Genomic DNA, 16,030 nt, shown 5'->3' on the forward strand with positions numbered 1-16,030 from the left:
CTCCACACCCGTCATCCCTGGACCCTTCCCGAAAACGGAAAGGATCGTGCGCTATGGCCTCAGCAGGGGTGGTTATTGGACGCGAAACCAGCCCAGCAGGGGGTGGTTCTTGCACGCGATTTCACAAGCTTGGACTATCTGCGCGAGACGCAGGCCTATGTATCTCGCTATACCGTCCGATCGCCTTCTACTCGGACAAGCATTCCATTTTCCGGGTCAGCAAGCGCGAGGCTGCGTCCGGCACTGGCATGACGCAGTTCGGCCGGGCGCTGCACGAGATGAACATAGACATCATCTGCGCCAACACGCCCGCTGCGAAGGGTCGCGTTGAGCGGTCGTTCGGCACGCTTCAAGACCGGCTTGTGAAGGAGCTGCGGCTTGCCGGCATATCCGATCTTGAAGCTGGCAATGGCTTCCTGACGCGCTTCATCGAGCACTACAACGGCAAGTTCGGGAAGCCTCCCTTCAGCGCGAGCGATGCTCATCGCCCGGTTGCTGCAGAGGTTTCTCTCGCAGATGTCTTTGCGTGGAAGGAGGAACGGACGCTTTCGGGCGATCTGACGCTGCAATACGACCAGGTGCTGTTCATGCTCGATCCGACGCCCGAGGCCCATCGGCTGGCCCGCCAGAGGGTCACGGTAATCGACTATCCCGATGGACGCTTCGCGATTCGCCATGAAGGACGCGACCTCCCCTACCGCGTGTTTGACAAGCTGCAGAAGGTGGATCAGGCGGCGATTGTCGAGAACAAGCGATTGGGAGCCGTGCTTTCCTACATTGCGACACGGCAGCAGGAGAACGAGGAGAGCCGCTCGAAGCGCGCGCCCAGACGGCAGGGACAGGCTGCCAAGCACATGTTTCGACCAGGCTAGTTGCGCGGTTGGCAGCAGGCCGCGGCCGATGTCGGGTTGAGAGCCGCTTCCTGGATCGGAGGGCAAGGCACGGTTCCGTAGGAGCAGAACACGCAGCAATCGCCTTCCAGGGGTTTCAGAAGCTCGCCGCATCCGCTGCACTTGTAGAAGAATTGGCAAGCGTCGGTCGGCATTGTTTCGAGCGCTTGATGGGCACAGTTCGGACAGGTCAGGGTCGATTGCAGTTGCACCGTCGTCACCGCATCAGCAGGATTGGTTCGAGATAGGTCTCCCACACCAGCACCAGGCCGACAATGAGGGATCCTGCAGTGAGGAGCGACAGAGACAGGCGCGGCGATGCCGGCCTGGCGCACTTCTGGGTCGATCTACACGCGACCGATCGCGATCGCCGGAAGAACAGCAGCCATCCCAGCGCCAGCATGGTGATCGCCCCGCCGAGGAGCCAGGGACGGATTTGAGCCAGGAACGCCAGCCCGCCGAACAAGGCGCCACCCGCACCAAGTCCGGCCAGGGCCAAAGGCACGACGCAGCAGGATGACGCGAGCAAGGCGCTTAGGCCGATTGCCGTTCCAAGACCACCCAGCGCACCGGAAGAGGGCGTGGGGATCGGCTGTGTGATGGGCTGGTGCCCGGCGTCGACGTTTGCCACTAACGGCTTTCCCTATTTCGCCAACCGACCCTACTACGGGAGCGACCTGAAAAGCGCTCACAAGCGCGCGAGGCTGCGGTTACGGGCTCGCGCGCTGTTCAAAGGATGCGAAGGGTGATAAGTCATGTATTAATTAGTCGGTTATTCAGATGCTGAGCAAACCTCACCAGCTCAGCATCGAATAACTTCGCTTTGGCGCTACAACGCTACCGAAAGTGTCATCTCTATTTTGCGCTCGCTCTGAAAAATCTATCTTGCCTCGACATCGGTCTCAGTCGCCGGGGCGCTGGTGCGGAAGACTCCGATCCACGACGGTTCAGCTTTGAGGGATCTGATCAAATGGGGAATATGGCGACGGCCGGATTGGGAGCACCGTCACTTCACGGAAAATCGCTTATCGGACGGCAATGCCAGCGTGCGGTGTGGCCTATAGACCCTGGCTCATTTATCCGTGCGGGACCGTGGCCCGAAAAACTTCCACGATGCGCGCATAGCAGCCGCAGCTTCGAGCCAGAAGGCCTCGGCGATCGAGGATCTGGATCGAGCCGCTGCCGGTCTGAACCAGGCTACCTTCGCTGAACCCTTTCAGAATCGTGTTCACGGTCGCGCGCCGCAGCGACATGACCTCGGCGATTGTCGCCTGTGTCACCGGGATTGTGCGATGATTGCATCGGTCGTCGGTCGTTAGCAGCCAGCGTGCAAGCCGTTGCTCCGCATTGTGGATGTTGACGCAAGCGGTTGACTCCATGAGCTGGAAGATCAATGCGCGGGCATACCGGTTCACCGCCGTCATGACGGCCGGCTCCCGCTCCATGACTTCGTTCAGGGCATCAATCTTCAGCCATGAGGCATAGCCAGCCACGGCGACGACGCTTGTACTGAGAGCTGTCCCGCCCCCGAACAGCAGGGCGGCACCCACGAATCCCTCGTTTCCGATCGACGTCTTCTCCGCAGACACGCCGGTCGCTTCTGTCTTGAGAAGCGAGACGGCACCGGAGTGAGGAAAGATCGCGTGCGTAAATGGCTCGCCCTCGGAATAGAGCCGTTGCCCTGGGGTAAGGGGCCTCGTGCTCTTCGAGTGACGTAGGGTGTCCAGAACATCCTCGCCGAACGCCAAGAGAATGCGATTGCGAATGCGGAAGTCGTCTTGGTCTTGAGACATGTCTTGTGGCGTGTCCTAACCGGGGGCGTTAGGGAAGGTAACGGAATATTAACGAGACCTGATTACGTTATCGTACATCGTATTGACGCCAAAGAACATTCGCTGGTGTCTTACGTAAGGTTTCGTACATTTGGCGCGCATCGAACTTCCGCAATAGTAGTCGACGGCCCCCGTGACCCGCAACCAGACTAAAGTCCGACGGACAACACATGCACGCATTGACATGCGTCTACGTGTTGTCCGTCAGAATCTATCAAGCTTCTCTCGAGCCCGGAGGACATGATGCCCCCTCGCGTCGTAGCTCCTGCTCACCTCTCCATAGCCACTGACAGCATCGACCCAGGCGCGTTGCTCACCGCCCTGCCGCGGTCGTCCCCCGCAGAGCAGCCCCAGATCACACATATGTTCGCAAAGTCGCTTCAGCGTGAAGAACTCATCGCCCTCAGGCGGGCGCTCAATCAGACGGCGATTGTGGCCGCGACCGATCGTGCCGGTCGCATCATCCATGCGAACCCGCGCTTCTGTGAGATCAGTGGATACACAGAGCCTGAACTGATGGGGCAGGACCACCGCATTCTGAACTCGGGGCATCATCCGCGGGAGTTCTTTCAGGATCTGTGGCGGACAATTGCGCGCGGCGCTACCTGGCATGGCGAGGTGCGCAACCGATCAAGATCGGGGTCCCTCTATTGGGTCGACACCACGATCGTACCCCTGCTCGCACGGAACGGGTCGCTTCAGGGCTATGTCTCGATCAGGTTCGACATCACAGCCCGAAAACAGGCAGAGCTTGAGCTGGCGACCGAGAACGTCTTTCGCCAACAGGCGGAAACTCTCCTCCGCCAGATCGTCGAAACGATCCCCGCCGGGATATCGGCATTCGATGCCAATGACCGGCTGCTGATCTTCAACGAAGCCTTCAAGGCCTTCTACCCGAAGGTGGCCGACCTCATTCAGGAAGGCGCCCGTTTCGGGGATATTCTCAAGGCTGCAGCGGAGCGTGGTCAGTTCGCGGAGCTTGGCGGACGCGGGCGGGACATTGAGACGTGGCTGGCGCGCCGGCTGCGAGAGCATGCCAAGCCAACCCAAACCCTCGTTCAGAAACTCGACGATGGCCGCTGGGTTCAAGTCCTTGAGCGGCGTACCACCGACGGGCTCCATGTCACGACCCGTGCCGATATCACCGAACTCAAGGTCGCCGAGCAAACGATCCGGAAGCAGGCTGAACAGGACTCCCTGACAGGACTTGCCAATCGTGCTGCCTTCTACAGCCGGGTCGAGCGACTCCTCGCAGACGATGCTCCGAAGGGGCTGCTCGTCGTGACGGACCTCGATAATTTCAAGGCGATCAACGACACGCTCGGCCACGACGCCGGAGACGAGTTGCTCGTCGTGGTGGGACGCCGCCTCGCTGGTGCGGTTCGCAAATCCGACATGGTCGCCCGCCTCGGTGGCGATGAGTTCGCGGTGGTGATGAGCGGCATCACATCGAGGCAGGTCGCCGAACGGCGTTTGGCCCGGCTCGCCGATTTCGTCCAACAGCCCGTCGCGCTCACCGGCCGGACCGTCCAACCGCGGATCAGCATGGGCGTGGTCCTGATCGGCACCCAAGGCAAGAGCCGCAAGGATCTCATTCGCGAAGCCGATCTTGCCCTCTACCAGGCGAAGGGCGCAGGGCGCGGCAGGTATGCCTTCTTCGACGAGACGATGTCGAAGGCGGTGGAGCAGCGTCAGTCAGATATCGAAGAGCTCCGGACGGGATTGCAGCGCGATGAACTGCGGGTCGAGTTTCAGCCCCAGGTCAACCTCCAGACCGGCGAGCCAGTGGGACTGGAAGCCCTTGCGCGCTGGCAGCGGGGCTCCGAAGTCGTATCCCCGGCATCGTTCATTCCATTGGCTGAGGAATCCGGGCTCATCATCCCGCTTGGAAGCCGCGTTATCGAACTGTCCCTCGCCTTCCAGGCCTCCATGCTCGCGAAGGGTCTCCGCCCCGGCCGATTGGCGATCAACGTCTCGGCGGCCCAGCTGAAGCTGGATGATTTCGTCGAGACCCTTGCCAACCAGCTCAGCCGGTTCAGGTTACGGCCAGCCGACATCGAGATCGAGATCACCGAGACGGTCCTGCTCGACCGCTCCATCCATCAGATCGTGCGCACGATCGAGAAACTCGACGCTCTGGGCGTCACGATCGCTCTGGACGACTTTGGGACGGGCTACGCCTCGCTCTCCCACCTCAAGCAGTTCAAGGTCGACCGCCTGAAGATCGACCGCTCCTTCGTGGCCGACATCAGGCCAGAGGATGGCCGCGGCGTCATCGCAAGGACCATTGTGTCCCTCGCCCACAGCCTCGGAATGGACGTGGTCGGCGAGGGCATCGAGACGCAGTTTCAGTCGGAAGCCTTGCGGGCAATCGGCTGCGACATTGGCCAGGGGTACCTGCTGTCCCCGCCGCTCGTACCCGACGACACCGAACGATACTTCCAGCAACGCGCGACCGCTCCGGCCGTGCCGTCCATGCGCATCGTCGCCTGAACTCCACAAAATGACCACTGGGGATGACAGATGCGCAAACCTCGTCGCCGCGTCCACCGACCAGCCAGCTACTCGGCCGCCGAGCTGGCTCATTTTCCCGGCATCGGCGATGTGGCCGCCCAGTATGGGCTGACGCACCGCGCCTTGCGCTTCTATGAGGACGCCGGGCTCATCGCCCCCATCAGGTATCTCGGTCGGCGATACTACGGGTCGGATGCGTTGCGCAGCCTGGACATCGTGGTCTCGGCGAAGAAGGCCGGTTTCAGTCTTCGAGAGATCGAGGAGATGCTCCGGGCCGATCAGACATGGGCGGAGTGGCTGGGTCCGAAAAAGCTGAAGCAGCGCATAGGCATGCTTCAGCATCGTCTTCGCGAAATCGACAACGCGGTGCAAGAACTCACACGCCTGCTTCCCACCCTGCCCGCCGGTTCTGGCAGTACGGACGGTGACCAGATCAGCAGGCGCTCGCTATGCCGATAGCCCCTCTCATCCACGAACCGCAGAAGCATTTCGGACTTCCGAAGGTCATTTCTCGACTGGTCGCGGTTCGACAGGAGATGCGTGACATCGAAATGGGCATTTCGCGGCTCACCAGCATCGCTGGGCGCCTTGCCGGCTCATCCGAGCCCAGCAGCACTGCCCGATCCGCCGCGGGGGGCCCATGACCATCAATCCCCTCGACAACATTGTCCAGTTTCCTGGCCTGCACAGTCCGGAGCAGGACGTCGACCCGCATCGCGAGGTCGTCGCCGCGCTCACCCACATCATCCGTCAGATCAGTGGCCTCGTGAATGCAATCAACGAAGGACCGACAACCGACGTCGACAAGGCGATGTATGCAGGCTGGCTCTGCTCCGCATCTGCTATGTGCCTCCGCGCCCAGCTGGAATATTTCGACCAGTTTATCGGCGGCCGTGAGCGAGTTTCCGATGCCCCAGCATTTGATCCTCCGCTGCGCCCGGGGCCTCCCACATGAACCATTCGAGGCAACACTGGGGAGAGCTTCGCTCGCAGGTCGCGCTGCTGTCGATCCTTGTTTCAGGCGGTAGCGACAGTCCGCCGCCATTCAATGATACAGACTGCGGCAGCCTCATCGCCGCTATCGACTTGATCCATGCGGACTACTCTCGCGACCTGTCGGTTCCGGAGATGGCGCGGCGAGCCGCCATGTCACGGTTTCACTTCATCCGGCGCTTCGCCAGCGCCTTTGGGATCACCCCGTACCAGTATCTATTGCGCGTGCGCATCTGCCACGCGGCCCGCCTGATCGCCGCAACAGAGCATCCCCCGGGGACCATTGCGAGACTTGTGGGCTTTACCAGCCCCGGACAGATGTCGCGCCATTTCAAGCTTGCTTTCGGACTCTCCCCCACGTCCTTCCGCGGCACCCTGTACCCTGAAGAAGTGGCTGACATGAATTGAGTTCTTGTCGCGTTCGCATGCCCCCGAGCCATCCGCTTTCTCTCATCCACCGAGGCCCCCCATGAGCATCCCGACTCCGCAGCGCCTTGCCTTTCACGGCGTCGACGCGAATGTCTCTACAGTCCTGCGTTCTCACAAGCCTCTGATCCTGGAGATGATGCCGTCGATCCTCGACGCGTTCTATGATCACATCGACCGGTTCCCCGAGACCAAAGCGTTCTTCCGGAACCGCGATCACATGATGCACGCCAAGAAGATGCAGCTGCTCCACTGGAGCGTCATCCTCGACGGCAAGTTCGATGATCACTACGTCGCCTCGGTGACGAAGGTCGGTGAGGTCCATAACAAGCTGGGGCTCGAACCGATCTGGTACATCGGCGGTTATAATGCCCTGGTCACCGGGCTTCTCGACTCCATCTCCGCGAAGTTCAACGGAAGCTGGCTCAAGAGTGGGGATTCCGTCGCCCGAACCGATCTCCAGAAGGCCGTGGTGAAGGCGGCCATGCTCGACATGGACTTCGCGATCGCTGTCTATACCGACGCGGGAAGACGCGACCGCCGCGAGACGCTCGACCGGCTTGCCGGGGAGTTCGAAACGGCTGTGGGGGCGATCGTTTCGGGGGTCGCGGCACAGTCCGCGGAACTCAAGACTGCTGCTCAAGCTCTCAGCGCCACCGCCCAGCAGACCGCTGATCAGTCGCGCATGGTGTCCAGTTCGTCGGAGGAAGCCTCCGCCAACGTTCAGACGGTTGCTGCCGCGACGGAGGAGTTGTCCGCCTCGGTATCGGAGATCGGATCGCAGGTGAACGACTCGGCCCGTATCGCGCGGGAGGCCGTCGGTGACGCCGAGCGTACCGTTTCGTCGATGCAGTCACTTGCCTTCGCGGCGCAGAGCATCGGAGACATTGTGGACCTCATCAACAACATCGCCGGTCAGACCAATCTCCTGGCGCTGAACGCGACGATCGAGGCGGCACGCGCCGGCGAAGCCGGCCGGGGGTTCGCAGTGGTCGCCCAGGAGGTGAAGTCACTCGCAGAGCAGACGTCGAAGGCGACGACCGATATCGGCGCGCAAATCGGTGAGATCCAGCGCCAGACAGCCGACTCGGTCAAGGCCATCGACGGCGTCGCCAACGTTATCCGGTCGATGGATCGGATTGCATCTTCCATTGCCGCCGCCGTTGAGGAGCAGGGTGCCGCGACCAACGAGATCTCCCGCAACATCCAGGAGGCCGCTCATGGTACGAGCGCGGTCATGAACAATATCAGCGGCGTGACCGATGCGGCGGCTCATACCGGGGGCTCCGCGACAAGGGTCCTGACCTCGGCAACTGATCTCGAGCAGCAGTCGCAGCGTCTGCGGGACGCCATGGCGACATTCCTGGTCACCGTTCGGGCGGCGTGACCGGACCGAGCAGAAGACGGCTTACGCGATTTCTCAGCGCCTCTCCGCCCCGGGGTGTGAACACCTCGCTCGGCGATCGTCCGGATTGGGTGAGGCAGGCAGAGAGATTGACCGGAGCAAAACCCTGGATCCGGAAAGGGGCCGGCGCCTGACAGCGCCGGCCCTTCCTGCTTTTTTGTGTCACGCTGCCTGAACACCGTGAAGGAAGGTCTGGACTTCCTGACTGAGATGGCTGGAGATCTGGGCCACCTCCTGAGCTGCCGACAGCACCTGCGAGGATGCAGCGCCCGTCGATGTCGCTCCATCGCGAACCGTGACAACACTCGTCGTGACCTGTTCGGTACCCCGTGCCGCCTCCTGCACGTTGCGGGCAATCTCGCCGGTGGCAGCCCCCTGTTCTTCCATGGCGGCTGCCACGCTGACCGAGACGCCCGACATCTCTTCGATCACCTTGGCAATCGTCGCAATGGCAGATACGACCGCTTCTGTCGACTGCTGGATTTCGCCGATCTGGGCCGCGATCTCGCCCGTCGCCTTGGTTGTCTGGCTCGCCAGTTCCTTGACCTCAGCAGCAACGACAGCGAAGCCCCGGCCGGCCTCTCCGGCGCGCGCCGCCTCGATCGTGGCGTTCAGGGCCAGGAGATTGGTCTGCCCGGCAATGTCGTTGATCAGGGAGACGACACTGCCGATCTTGGCAGCGCCTGCGACAAGCCCCTGAACGATCGCCTGGGCCTCCGTTGCCTGTTCGACCGCCCGGGCGGCCGTGCCGGAGGATTGGGCCGCCTGGCCGGAGATCTCACGGATCGATGTCGCGAGTTCCTCGGATGCGGCCGCGACCGTCTGGACGCTCGCCGACGTCTCCTCGGCGGCGCTGGCGAGAGACGTTGCGGCTTGGGTGTTATACTCAGCCGTCGACGTGAGAGACCGGGCGCTCGCCTCCATCTCGGTGGCCGCCGAGGCCAGTTGCGAGGTCAGCGCCCCGACTGCTGCCTCGAAGGTCTTCGTCAGGCCGTCAAGGGTCGCCGCACGCCGCATCTTGGCGTCGTTCTCCGCCTCCCGTTCGGCTGCAAGGCGACGATTGTCGATCAGATTGTTCCGGAAGACCTCGATCGAACGAGCCAGAGTCCCGACCTCATCCTTGCGCTCAACCTCCGGCACAACCAGGTCGGTATCGCCTTCGGCGAGCCTCTGCGTGGTTCCCGCCAGCTGGTTCAGCGGCCGCGCCACCCGCGCGGCGGCGATCCAGAATGCAAACCCTGCGACCAGAAGGCCGAGAACCAGGAGGCCGACATTCACGGCGAGCGCTTTCGTCGCCTGAGATGCCGTTTCCCCAGCGAGTGTTGCGGTTGCCGTTCCGATCGCCTGGTTCAGACCAAGAATCTCGTCGATGGCCTTGGTCGCGGCGGACACCCACTGATTGGCATCGACCGGATAGGCCGCGTCAGTGGTTCCAGCCTTGTAAACGCGCTCGCGCAGGGCCTGGAACTCGCCAAAATAGCCCGCCTTGATGCGTTCTACTGCACCCTTGAGCTCCGCAGGTGTGTCGCTACGCGCCGTCTGGAGATCGATCAGTCCCCAGGCGAGTTCAACGTTTCCTCGCTGGCGTGAAAGTTCGTCGAGTCGCTCCGGCGAGATGGCGCGCCCGCCAGAAATCACAGCGGCGATCGCTGCCCGCTCCCGGCCCGCAAACTCGCTGGTCACCCATGCCAGATGCTTGAGCCTCTGGAATTCAGCAATGCGTGCCTCGGCATTTTCGATCCGCATCTCTGCCGCCAGGCGCAGCTGCTGCGACGCTTCGACAAGCGTTGTCAGTCCGGCGATTGAGCGGGACGCGGTCTGAGATGCCCTTTGATCCCTCGGCTTCGCGATCTCGCCATCGACCTGGCTCCGGATCGCTTCTACCTGCCGCATTGCGGAGTCCACCCGTCCCAGCTCGGGAAGACCCGAATGTGTCGCGCGCAGGCGCTCCAGGGCTCCCCGGAATGCGCTGTCACCCTGCTGGCGAAACTGCCCAAGGAGTGCCGTATCGCTCACTGGAGCGGGAGACGAGGAGTTCAGCAGGGCGGCTGTCCGTCCGCGCTCAGCAGCCCAGTTGCCTGCTGCTGCGAGAAGCTGATCACCGGTGGCGTTCCCCTCCTGGATGGCCTGCACGGTGGTTCTCTGCCGGAATGCCGTAACGCTTTGCTGGATGGTCAGGCCGATCAGCAGCAACGCAAGAGCGGCCACGGCGGCGAACAGAACGGTTCTCAAAGACAGGCGCGATAGCATGGACGTTCTCCATCCGGGGGAGGCATTGGGTGACGCAGGTGGGTAGCGACTGGTCGGGCCTCTTGGCGACTTGCCGGCGCAACGCGCCAGTCGGCCAGACACCCCGGCTACAGCCATCGCGAGGGCATCGTTGGCCTCACGGGCGCGTTCGGTTTAGGACGCGTCCTGTCCTATAACGTACAAATTGGATGGTTAACGTCGGGTTACTTGGCCCGCGGACTGCATACTTATTGAGCACCAGTTGTCGTTAGGGGCACTGTTCGGTGCAAGTGCGTCGGTCAGAACACAGCGACTTCACCTCTCTCGCCGTGCGCTCACGCGCTGCATCGCTCGGGAGACCGGAACCATCGCACCTTCCGGCAACGGGCTATTGCGGTAACTGTCCGGTCCGAGACACCCGAATAACGAAGGAATGCTATTGTGGATTCCAAGGCAGTGCGATCTGCGGACCGAGGCGCAACTGGTCGATGGCGCGGCGGGCGATATGGTCGACGATCGCCTCGACGCTGTCGGGGCGCCGGTAGAAGGCCGGCACGGGCGGCATGATCACGGCGCCCATCTCGGTCACCGCCGTCATGGCCCTGAGGTGGCCGAGATGCAGCGGCGTCTCGCGCGCGAGGAGAACCAGCGGGCGCCGCTCCTTCAACTGCACGTCGGCGGCGCGCACCAGCAGGTTGTCCGACAGGGAATGGGCGATGGCCGCCAGGGTCCGCATGGAGCAGGGCGCGACGATCATGCCGGCCACCGGATAGGACCCCGAGGCGATGGTGGCGCCGATGTCGTCGATGGCGTGGGCGACGTGGGCACGGGACCTCAGCCGGTCGGCGGCTGACGCATCGATCTCGTGGGCGAGCGTCCGCTCGGCGGCGGACGAGATGACGAGGTCGATGACGACGCCGAGGGTTGCGAGGAGGTCGACGATCCGCACCGCGATCACCGCGCCGGACGCGCCGCTCACCCCAACGACAACCCGCGGCGTCATGGCTTCCTCCCCGCCAGGCCCATGGCGATCTTCGGCCAGAGGGCATCGACCCGCCGTTCGACGTCCTTCGACATCGCAAGAACGACACCCCACTCGCGATTCGTCTCCGCACCGATCTTCGTCGTCGCATCGATGCCGAGCTTGCCGCCGAGCCCCGCCTCGGGCGAGGCGAAGTCGAGATAGTCGATCGGCGTGCGGTCGATGACGACCAGATCGCGCGAGGGATCGGAGCGGGTGGCGATCGCCCACATGACGTCGCTCCAGTCGCGCACGGCGATGTCGCGGTCCACGACCACGATGGTCTTGGTGTAGCTGAACTGCGCCAGCATGCCCCACAGTGCCATCATCACCCGTCGGGCCTGGCCGGGGTAGCGCTTGTCGATGGAGACGACCGCCATCCGGTAGGAGCAGGCCTCGGGTGGCAGCCAGAGATCGACGATCTCCGGAATCTGCCGGCGGATCATCGGCAGTGCCAGCTCGTTGAAGACGGCGCCGATGACAGAGGGCTCGTCCGGCGGGCGCCCGGTATGGGTGGTCAGGTAGAGCGGGTCGGATCGCGTGGTGATGGCGCTGACCCGGAGGGCAGGGAAGTTCTCCACGGAATTGTAGTAGCCGGTGTGGTCGCCATAGGGACCCTCCGGCGCGCGCTCTCCTGGCTGCACCCAGCCCTCGATGATGATCTCGGCATCGGCCGGCACCATCAGCGGCACGGTGACGGCCGGCGCCAGGCGCGGCCGTTCGCCGCGCAGCACGCCGGAGAAGCGGATTTCCGACAGGGTCTCCGGCAGTGGCAGGGCGGCGGAGAGCATGGTGGCCGGATCGGTGCCGATCGCCACCGCCACCGGCATGGCCTCGCCCCGCGCCTCCCAGGCCCGGTGATGGGCAGCGCCGCCGCGGTGGGCGAGCCAGCGCAGGATCGCCGCGTCGCGGTCCGCCACCTGCATGCGATAGACGCCGAGATTGTAGCGGCCGGTGTCGTCCCAGTCGCCGTCTGGCGGCCGCGTGACGACCAGCGGCCAGGTGATGAGCGGGGCGGGCTCGCCCGGCCAGCAGGTCTGCACCGGCAGCATCGAAAGGTCGACGGCGGGGCCGATGTGGCGGACCTCCTGGCAGGGAGGAGAACCGACGACGGCTGGCCGGGTCGACAGCGCCGCCCGGATCATCGGCCAGCGCGACAGGGCGTCCTTCAGTCCGTCCACCGGGGCAGGCTCGCGCAGCGCCGCCAGCAACTCGCCGAGTTCGCCGACCCGGTCGCGACGGACGCCGAGGCCGGCTGCGACCCGCTCTTCCGTGCCGAACAGGTTGGCGATGACGGGCATGGCGGCGGGGCGGCCGCCGACCGTCGCGGCGTCGAAGCGCAGGGCGGGTCCTCCGGCGCGCAGCACCCGCCGCTGCACTTCGGTCATGTCGAGAACGGTGTCCACCGGCGTCGTGACGCGGGCGAGATCCTCGCGCGCGGAGAGAAAGGCGAGAAACTCCCGCAGGCCGCGAAAGCGCGGATGATCCCGCTGCACCCGAAAGCCCTCTCTGGCATGCGACGATCGTGCTTCCTGACGAGCCTTCGACGTTCGCGCCTTGAGGTGGCGCAAAGACGCGGCCCCGCCGACCTGCCGTAAGTTCACCATGGAACAGTCCGAACGCATCCCGACGTTTCCCGCGGCGGCCGCATTGCTGCTGCGTGGGACGCCGTCCATCGTCATCGAGACACTCCTGTCCCGCCTCGTGGCGGTCACGACCGATCGCCATCCGCGCCTGTTCGACAGGCTGGGCGTATTTGCAGGTTCCCGCTACCTCATCGATCCGACGGACCTTCCCTTCGTCCTCATCCTGCATCCCGCCGCGACCGAGGGCCGGCTGCGCGTGCTGCCGCGCGATACGACGGAGCCCCGGGACGCCCGCATCGGCGGGCCGCTGGCCGCTCTCCTCGGCCTCGTCCACGGCAGCTATGACGGCGATGCGCTGTTCTTCTCGCGCGACCTTGTGATCGAGGGCGACACCGAGGCGGTTCTCGCCCTGCGCAACGCCATCGACGACGCCGAGATCGACCTGTCGGAAGAGGCCCTGCACGGCCTCGGGCCGCTGCGCGCCCTGGCCACGCCGCCGATCGCCCGCATTCTCCCCCTCGTCGAACGCCTGACCGGCGTCAGCCTGTCGCGACAGAACCGGGGAACCCTGCAGCATGGCCAGTGAACGGCTCGAGATCGTCTGCCCGGCCGGCACGCCGGCCGCCCTGAGGACGGCGGTGGATGCCGGCGCCGACAGCGTCTATTGCGGCTTCAACGACGAGACGAACGCCCGCAACTTCCCCGGCCTCAACTTCTCCCGCGCCGAGATGGCGGAAGGCATCGCCTATGCCGCGGCGCGCGGGGTGAAGGTGCTCGTGGCCATCAACACTTTTCCGCGCGCCGGCAGCGAGACGCTGTGGCACACGGCGGTCGACGACGCGCTGGCGGCGGGCGCCCATGCGGTGATCCTCGCCGACGTCGGATTGCTCGCCTATGCCGCCGAGCGCCATCCGGACCGGCGCCTGCACCTCTCCGTCCAGGCCGCGGCCTCCAACGCCGACGCCATCAACTTCTATGCCGAGACCTTCGGCATCCGCCGTGTCGTGCTGCCGCGGGTGCTGACGGTGGAGGAGATCGCCGTCATCAACCGCGAGATCAACGTGGAGACCGAGGTCTTCATCTTCGGCGGTCTCTGCGTCATGGCGGAAGGGCGCTGCTCGCTGTCCTCCTACGCCACCGGCCGCTCCCCCAACATGCACGGCGTCTGCTCGCCGGCCAGCCACGTCGCCTATGCCGAGGAGGACGAGGATCTGGTGGCGCGGCTCGGCGGCTTCACCATCCACCGTGTGCCGAAGGCGGTGGCGGCGCCCTATCCGACGCTGTGCAAGGGCTGTTTCGAGACCGAGCACTACCGCGGCCACATCTTCGAGGATCCGGTGAGCCTCGATGCGGCGACGCTGATGCCGCAACTCGCCCGCGCCGGTGTTCGCGCCCTGAAGATCGAGGGCCGGCAGCGCAGCCGCGCCTATGTCGAGGCCGTGGTGCGCGCCTTCCGCAAGGCGAGCGAAGCGCAGGCGGCCGGCCTTCCCATCCCGGCCAGCGAGCTGTGGCGCCTGACCGAAGGCCAGCAGACCACGGCCGGGGCCTATCGCAAGACCTGGCGCTGAGGCGCGGGCGGAGAACGTCATGGAACTGACCGTCGGCCCGCTGCTCTTCCATTGGGCGACCGATGCCTGGAGCGACTTCTACGCCCGCCTCGCCGACGAGGCGCCGGTGGATCGTGTCGTGATCGGCGAGAGCGTCTGCTCCAAGCGCCTGCCGCTCTATGCCGACCGCATTCTCGAGGCCGTGGAGCGGCTGGAGCGCGGCGGCAAGAGCGTCGTCCTGACCTCGCTCGCGCTCGTCACCCTGCCGCGCGAGCGGCGGGCGGCCGCCGGGCTGTTCGCCCAGACCGACCACGAGGTCGAGATCGACGATCTGACGCTGATGCGCTGGGCCGGCAAGGACGGGGAGGCGGACAAGCCGGCCTTCTCCATCGGGCCGCTGGTCAACGTCTATAACGAATCGACTCTCGGCTTCTTCGCCGGGCGCGGGGCGAGAGCCGTCTGCCTGCCCCCCGAACTGCCCTTCGCCTCGGTGGCGAGCCTTGCCGCCGCGGCCCGGCCGCTCGGCATCGGCGTCGAGGTCTTCGCCTTCGGCCGCGTGCCGCTAGCCATCTCGGCCCGCTGCTATCACGCCCGCGTCCATGGCCGGACCAAGGATTCCTGCCAGTTCGTCTGCGACCAGGACCCGGACGGCATGGTGGTCAAGACGCTCGACGGCCAGGACTTCCTCGCCGTCAACGGCGTGCAGACGCTCTCCTACAACTGCTGCAACCTGATCGGCGACGTCGGCACACTGCGGGACGCCGGCGTCACCGCGCTCCGCCTGTCGCCGCACAGCGGCGATTTTGTCGCGGTGTGTCGTGCCTTCCGGGATGCGATCGACGGCAGGGACGGCGAAACGCTGGATCTCAGCACGATCGCGGTGCCCCCCATGCCCTTCTCGCGCGGCTTCATGTTCGGGGCGACCGGCGCCTCCTGACCCCGGAGCGCCCATTCGAAGGCACCCGTCGCCGCGAAGCATCGGCGGTGCTGTCATCTCCGAAGGCCGAAGGCTGGCGAGACGACCACTGCTATCTACCGCGAGCACGGCAGGGGTGCGGCGAGATTCTTCAACTTGAAGGTGAAGTTGGGGGAGCGACTGGTCCGCTGATCTTGCCTGGCGGCTCGTGAGAGAGAGAACGTCCATCTCAAGAGCCTGACGGCCAAGCCATCACTCAATTGACGACTGGCTTGCGATGGGTCGTAAACTGAGTGCGCTATCGATTCTCGTAACGTTCTCTATACTTCTCGCCAGCGCTCGGCGTGTGCTGAAACCTAGGACATGCCGGCGACAGCGGACGCCATGAGACCGCCCGGCCTTCTCAGTCAGTGCGGTGGCTGGGATGGCCGTGGCCGCGGACACGGTGGGCGACCGCCGTCAGGATAACGCTCGCGTCGCTGGAACTGATGATCTACAGTTTCAAAGTGCCGATGGGTGCTCTCCCCGAGGTCCGTCGGCTAGCTGTTTGATCCCAGGTTTTGATGGTGCATTCTCATCGACAGAATCGAGGGAAGCGCTATGGGCCAGATTCTACACGGGAGCGCCACAACGACAGAGGCGGTCCGTCGAGCGATACAGCATAGTCAAGA

14 protein-coding genes and 1 pseudogene are annotated in these 16,030 nt (G+C 64.4%); 9 read left to right on the forward strand and 6 right to left on the reverse strand.

Annotated elements, in window-relative coordinates; all coding sequences use genetic code 11:
- Nucleotides 1–123: 123 nt before the first annotated feature.
- A pseudogene (locus ACJ4V0_RS21010) lies at nucleotides 124–872 on the forward strand (transposase family protein); the annotation flags it as partial.
- Here ACJ4V0_RS21010 and ACJ4V0_RS21015 read toward each other — a convergent pair.
- The 3 genes from ACJ4V0_RS21015 to ACJ4V0_RS21025 all read right to left on the reverse strand — a co-directional run bounded on the left by ACJ4V0_RS21015 (nucleotide 869) and on the right by ACJ4V0_RS21025 (nucleotide 2,683).
- Entirely contained in the window at nucleotides 869–1,102 is a 234-nt protein-coding gene (locus tag ACJ4V0_RS21015; RefSeq protein WP_448301568.1) for a GDCCVxC domain-containing (seleno)protein, read from the reverse strand. The pseudogene ACJ4V0_RS21010 and the gene ACJ4V0_RS21015 overlap by 4 nt on opposite strands.
- A gap of 5 nt (nucleotides 1,103–1,107) precedes the next feature.
- Entirely contained in the window at nucleotides 1,108–1,521 is a 414-nt protein-coding gene (locus ACJ4V0_RS21020; protein ID WP_448301569.1) for a mercuric transporter MerT family protein, read from the reverse strand.
- A gap of 445 nt (nucleotides 1,522–1,966) precedes the next feature.
- Complete coding sequence (locus tag ACJ4V0_RS21025; RefSeq protein ID WP_448301570.1) at nucleotides 1,967–2,683, reverse strand: Crp/Fnr family transcriptional regulator; 717 nt, start codon at nucleotides 2,681–2,683, stop codon at nucleotides 1,967–1,969.
- 402 nt (nucleotides 2,684–3,085) lie between these two features.
- Between ACJ4V0_RS21025 and ACJ4V0_RS21030 the strand changes: the two genes are divergently transcribed.
- From ACJ4V0_RS21030 to ACJ4V0_RS21050, 5 genes are all read left to right on the forward strand, one after another.
- Entirely contained in the window at nucleotides 3,086–5,215 is a 2,130-nt protein-coding gene (locus tag ACJ4V0_RS21030; protein WP_448301571.1) for a putative bifunctional diguanylate cyclase/phosphodiesterase, read from the forward strand.
- Nucleotides 5,216–5,245: 30 nt separating this feature from the next.
- On the forward strand, nucleotides 5,246–5,695 hold the full coding sequence (locus ACJ4V0_RS21035; protein ID WP_448301572.1) for a MerR family transcriptional regulator: 450 nt from the start codon (nucleotides 5,246–5,248) through the stop codon (nucleotides 5,693–5,695).
- A 181-nt stretch (nucleotides 5,696–5,876) separates the two neighbouring features.
- Entirely contained in the window at nucleotides 5,877–6,191 is a 315-nt protein-coding gene (locus ACJ4V0_RS21040; RefSeq protein WP_448301573.1) for a hypothetical protein, read from the forward strand.
- Nucleotides 6,188–6,637 carry a helix-turn-helix domain-containing protein gene (locus ACJ4V0_RS21045; RefSeq protein WP_448301574.1) on the forward strand — a complete coding sequence of 150 codons (450 nt, stop codon included), beginning with the start codon at nucleotides 6,188–6,190 and terminating at the stop codon, nucleotides 6,635–6,637. Before ACJ4V0_RS21040 ends, ACJ4V0_RS21045 begins: the two co-directional genes overlap by 4 nt.
- Before the next feature lie 61 nt (nucleotides 6,638–6,698).
- Nucleotides 6,699–8,042 (forward strand): protoglobin domain-containing protein, encoded by a 1,344-nt coding sequence (locus ACJ4V0_RS21050; protein WP_448301575.1) that lies wholly within the window; start codon nucleotides 6,699–6,701, stop codon nucleotides 8,040–8,042.
- A gap of 180 nt (nucleotides 8,043–8,222) precedes the next feature.
- Here the strand turns inward: ACJ4V0_RS21050 and ACJ4V0_RS21055 are convergent, their stop codons facing one another.
- The 3 genes from ACJ4V0_RS21055 to ACJ4V0_RS21065 form a co-directional block, all read right to left on the reverse strand.
- Nucleotides 8,223–10,310, reverse strand: coding sequence for a methyl-accepting chemotaxis protein (locus tag ACJ4V0_RS21055; RefSeq protein ID WP_448301576.1), 2,088 nt, complete (start codon nucleotides 10,308–10,310; stop codon nucleotides 8,223–8,225).
- Between the two features lie 415 nt (nucleotides 10,311–10,725).
- On the reverse strand, nucleotides 10,726–11,292 hold the full coding sequence (locus ACJ4V0_RS21060; protein WP_448301577.1) for a UbiX family flavin prenyltransferase: 567 nt from the start codon (nucleotides 11,290–11,292) through the stop codon (nucleotides 10,726–10,728).
- Nucleotides 11,289–12,806 (reverse strand): UbiD family decarboxylase, encoded by a 1,518-nt coding sequence (locus ACJ4V0_RS21065; RefSeq protein WP_448301578.1) that lies wholly within the window; start codon nucleotides 12,804–12,806, stop codon nucleotides 11,289–11,291. Before ACJ4V0_RS21065 ends, ACJ4V0_RS21060 begins: the two co-directional genes overlap by 4 nt.
- Before the next feature lie 109 nt (nucleotides 12,807–12,915).
- On the opposite strand from ACJ4V0_RS21065, the gene ubiT reads away from it, so the two are divergent.
- Genes ubiT through ubiV form a run of 3 tightly spaced genes read left to right on the forward strand, consistent with a single transcriptional unit; the run spans nucleotide 12,916 to nucleotide 15,380 of the window.
- Complete coding sequence (gene ubiT / locus ACJ4V0_RS21070; protein WP_448301579.1) at nucleotides 12,916–13,482, forward strand: ubiquinone anaerobic biosynthesis accessory factor UbiT; 567 nt, start codon at nucleotides 12,916–12,918, stop codon at nucleotides 13,480–13,482.
- Complete coding sequence (ubiU, locus tag ACJ4V0_RS21075; RefSeq protein WP_448301580.1) at nucleotides 13,472–14,464, forward strand: ubiquinone anaerobic biosynthesis protein UbiU; 993 nt, start codon at nucleotides 13,472–13,474, stop codon at nucleotides 14,462–14,464. Before ubiT ends, ubiU begins: the two co-directional genes overlap by 11 nt.
- A 19-nt stretch (nucleotides 14,465–14,483) precedes the next feature.
- Nucleotides 14,484–15,380 carry a ubiquinone anaerobic biosynthesis protein UbiV gene (gene ubiV, locus ACJ4V0_RS21080; RefSeq protein WP_448301581.1) on the forward strand — a complete coding sequence of 299 codons (897 nt, stop codon included), beginning with the start codon at nucleotides 14,484–14,486 and terminating at the stop codon, nucleotides 15,378–15,380.
- Nucleotides 15,381–16,030 lie beyond the last annotated feature (650 nt).

Source organism: Phreatobacter aquiterrae (genome assembly GCF_053471285.1).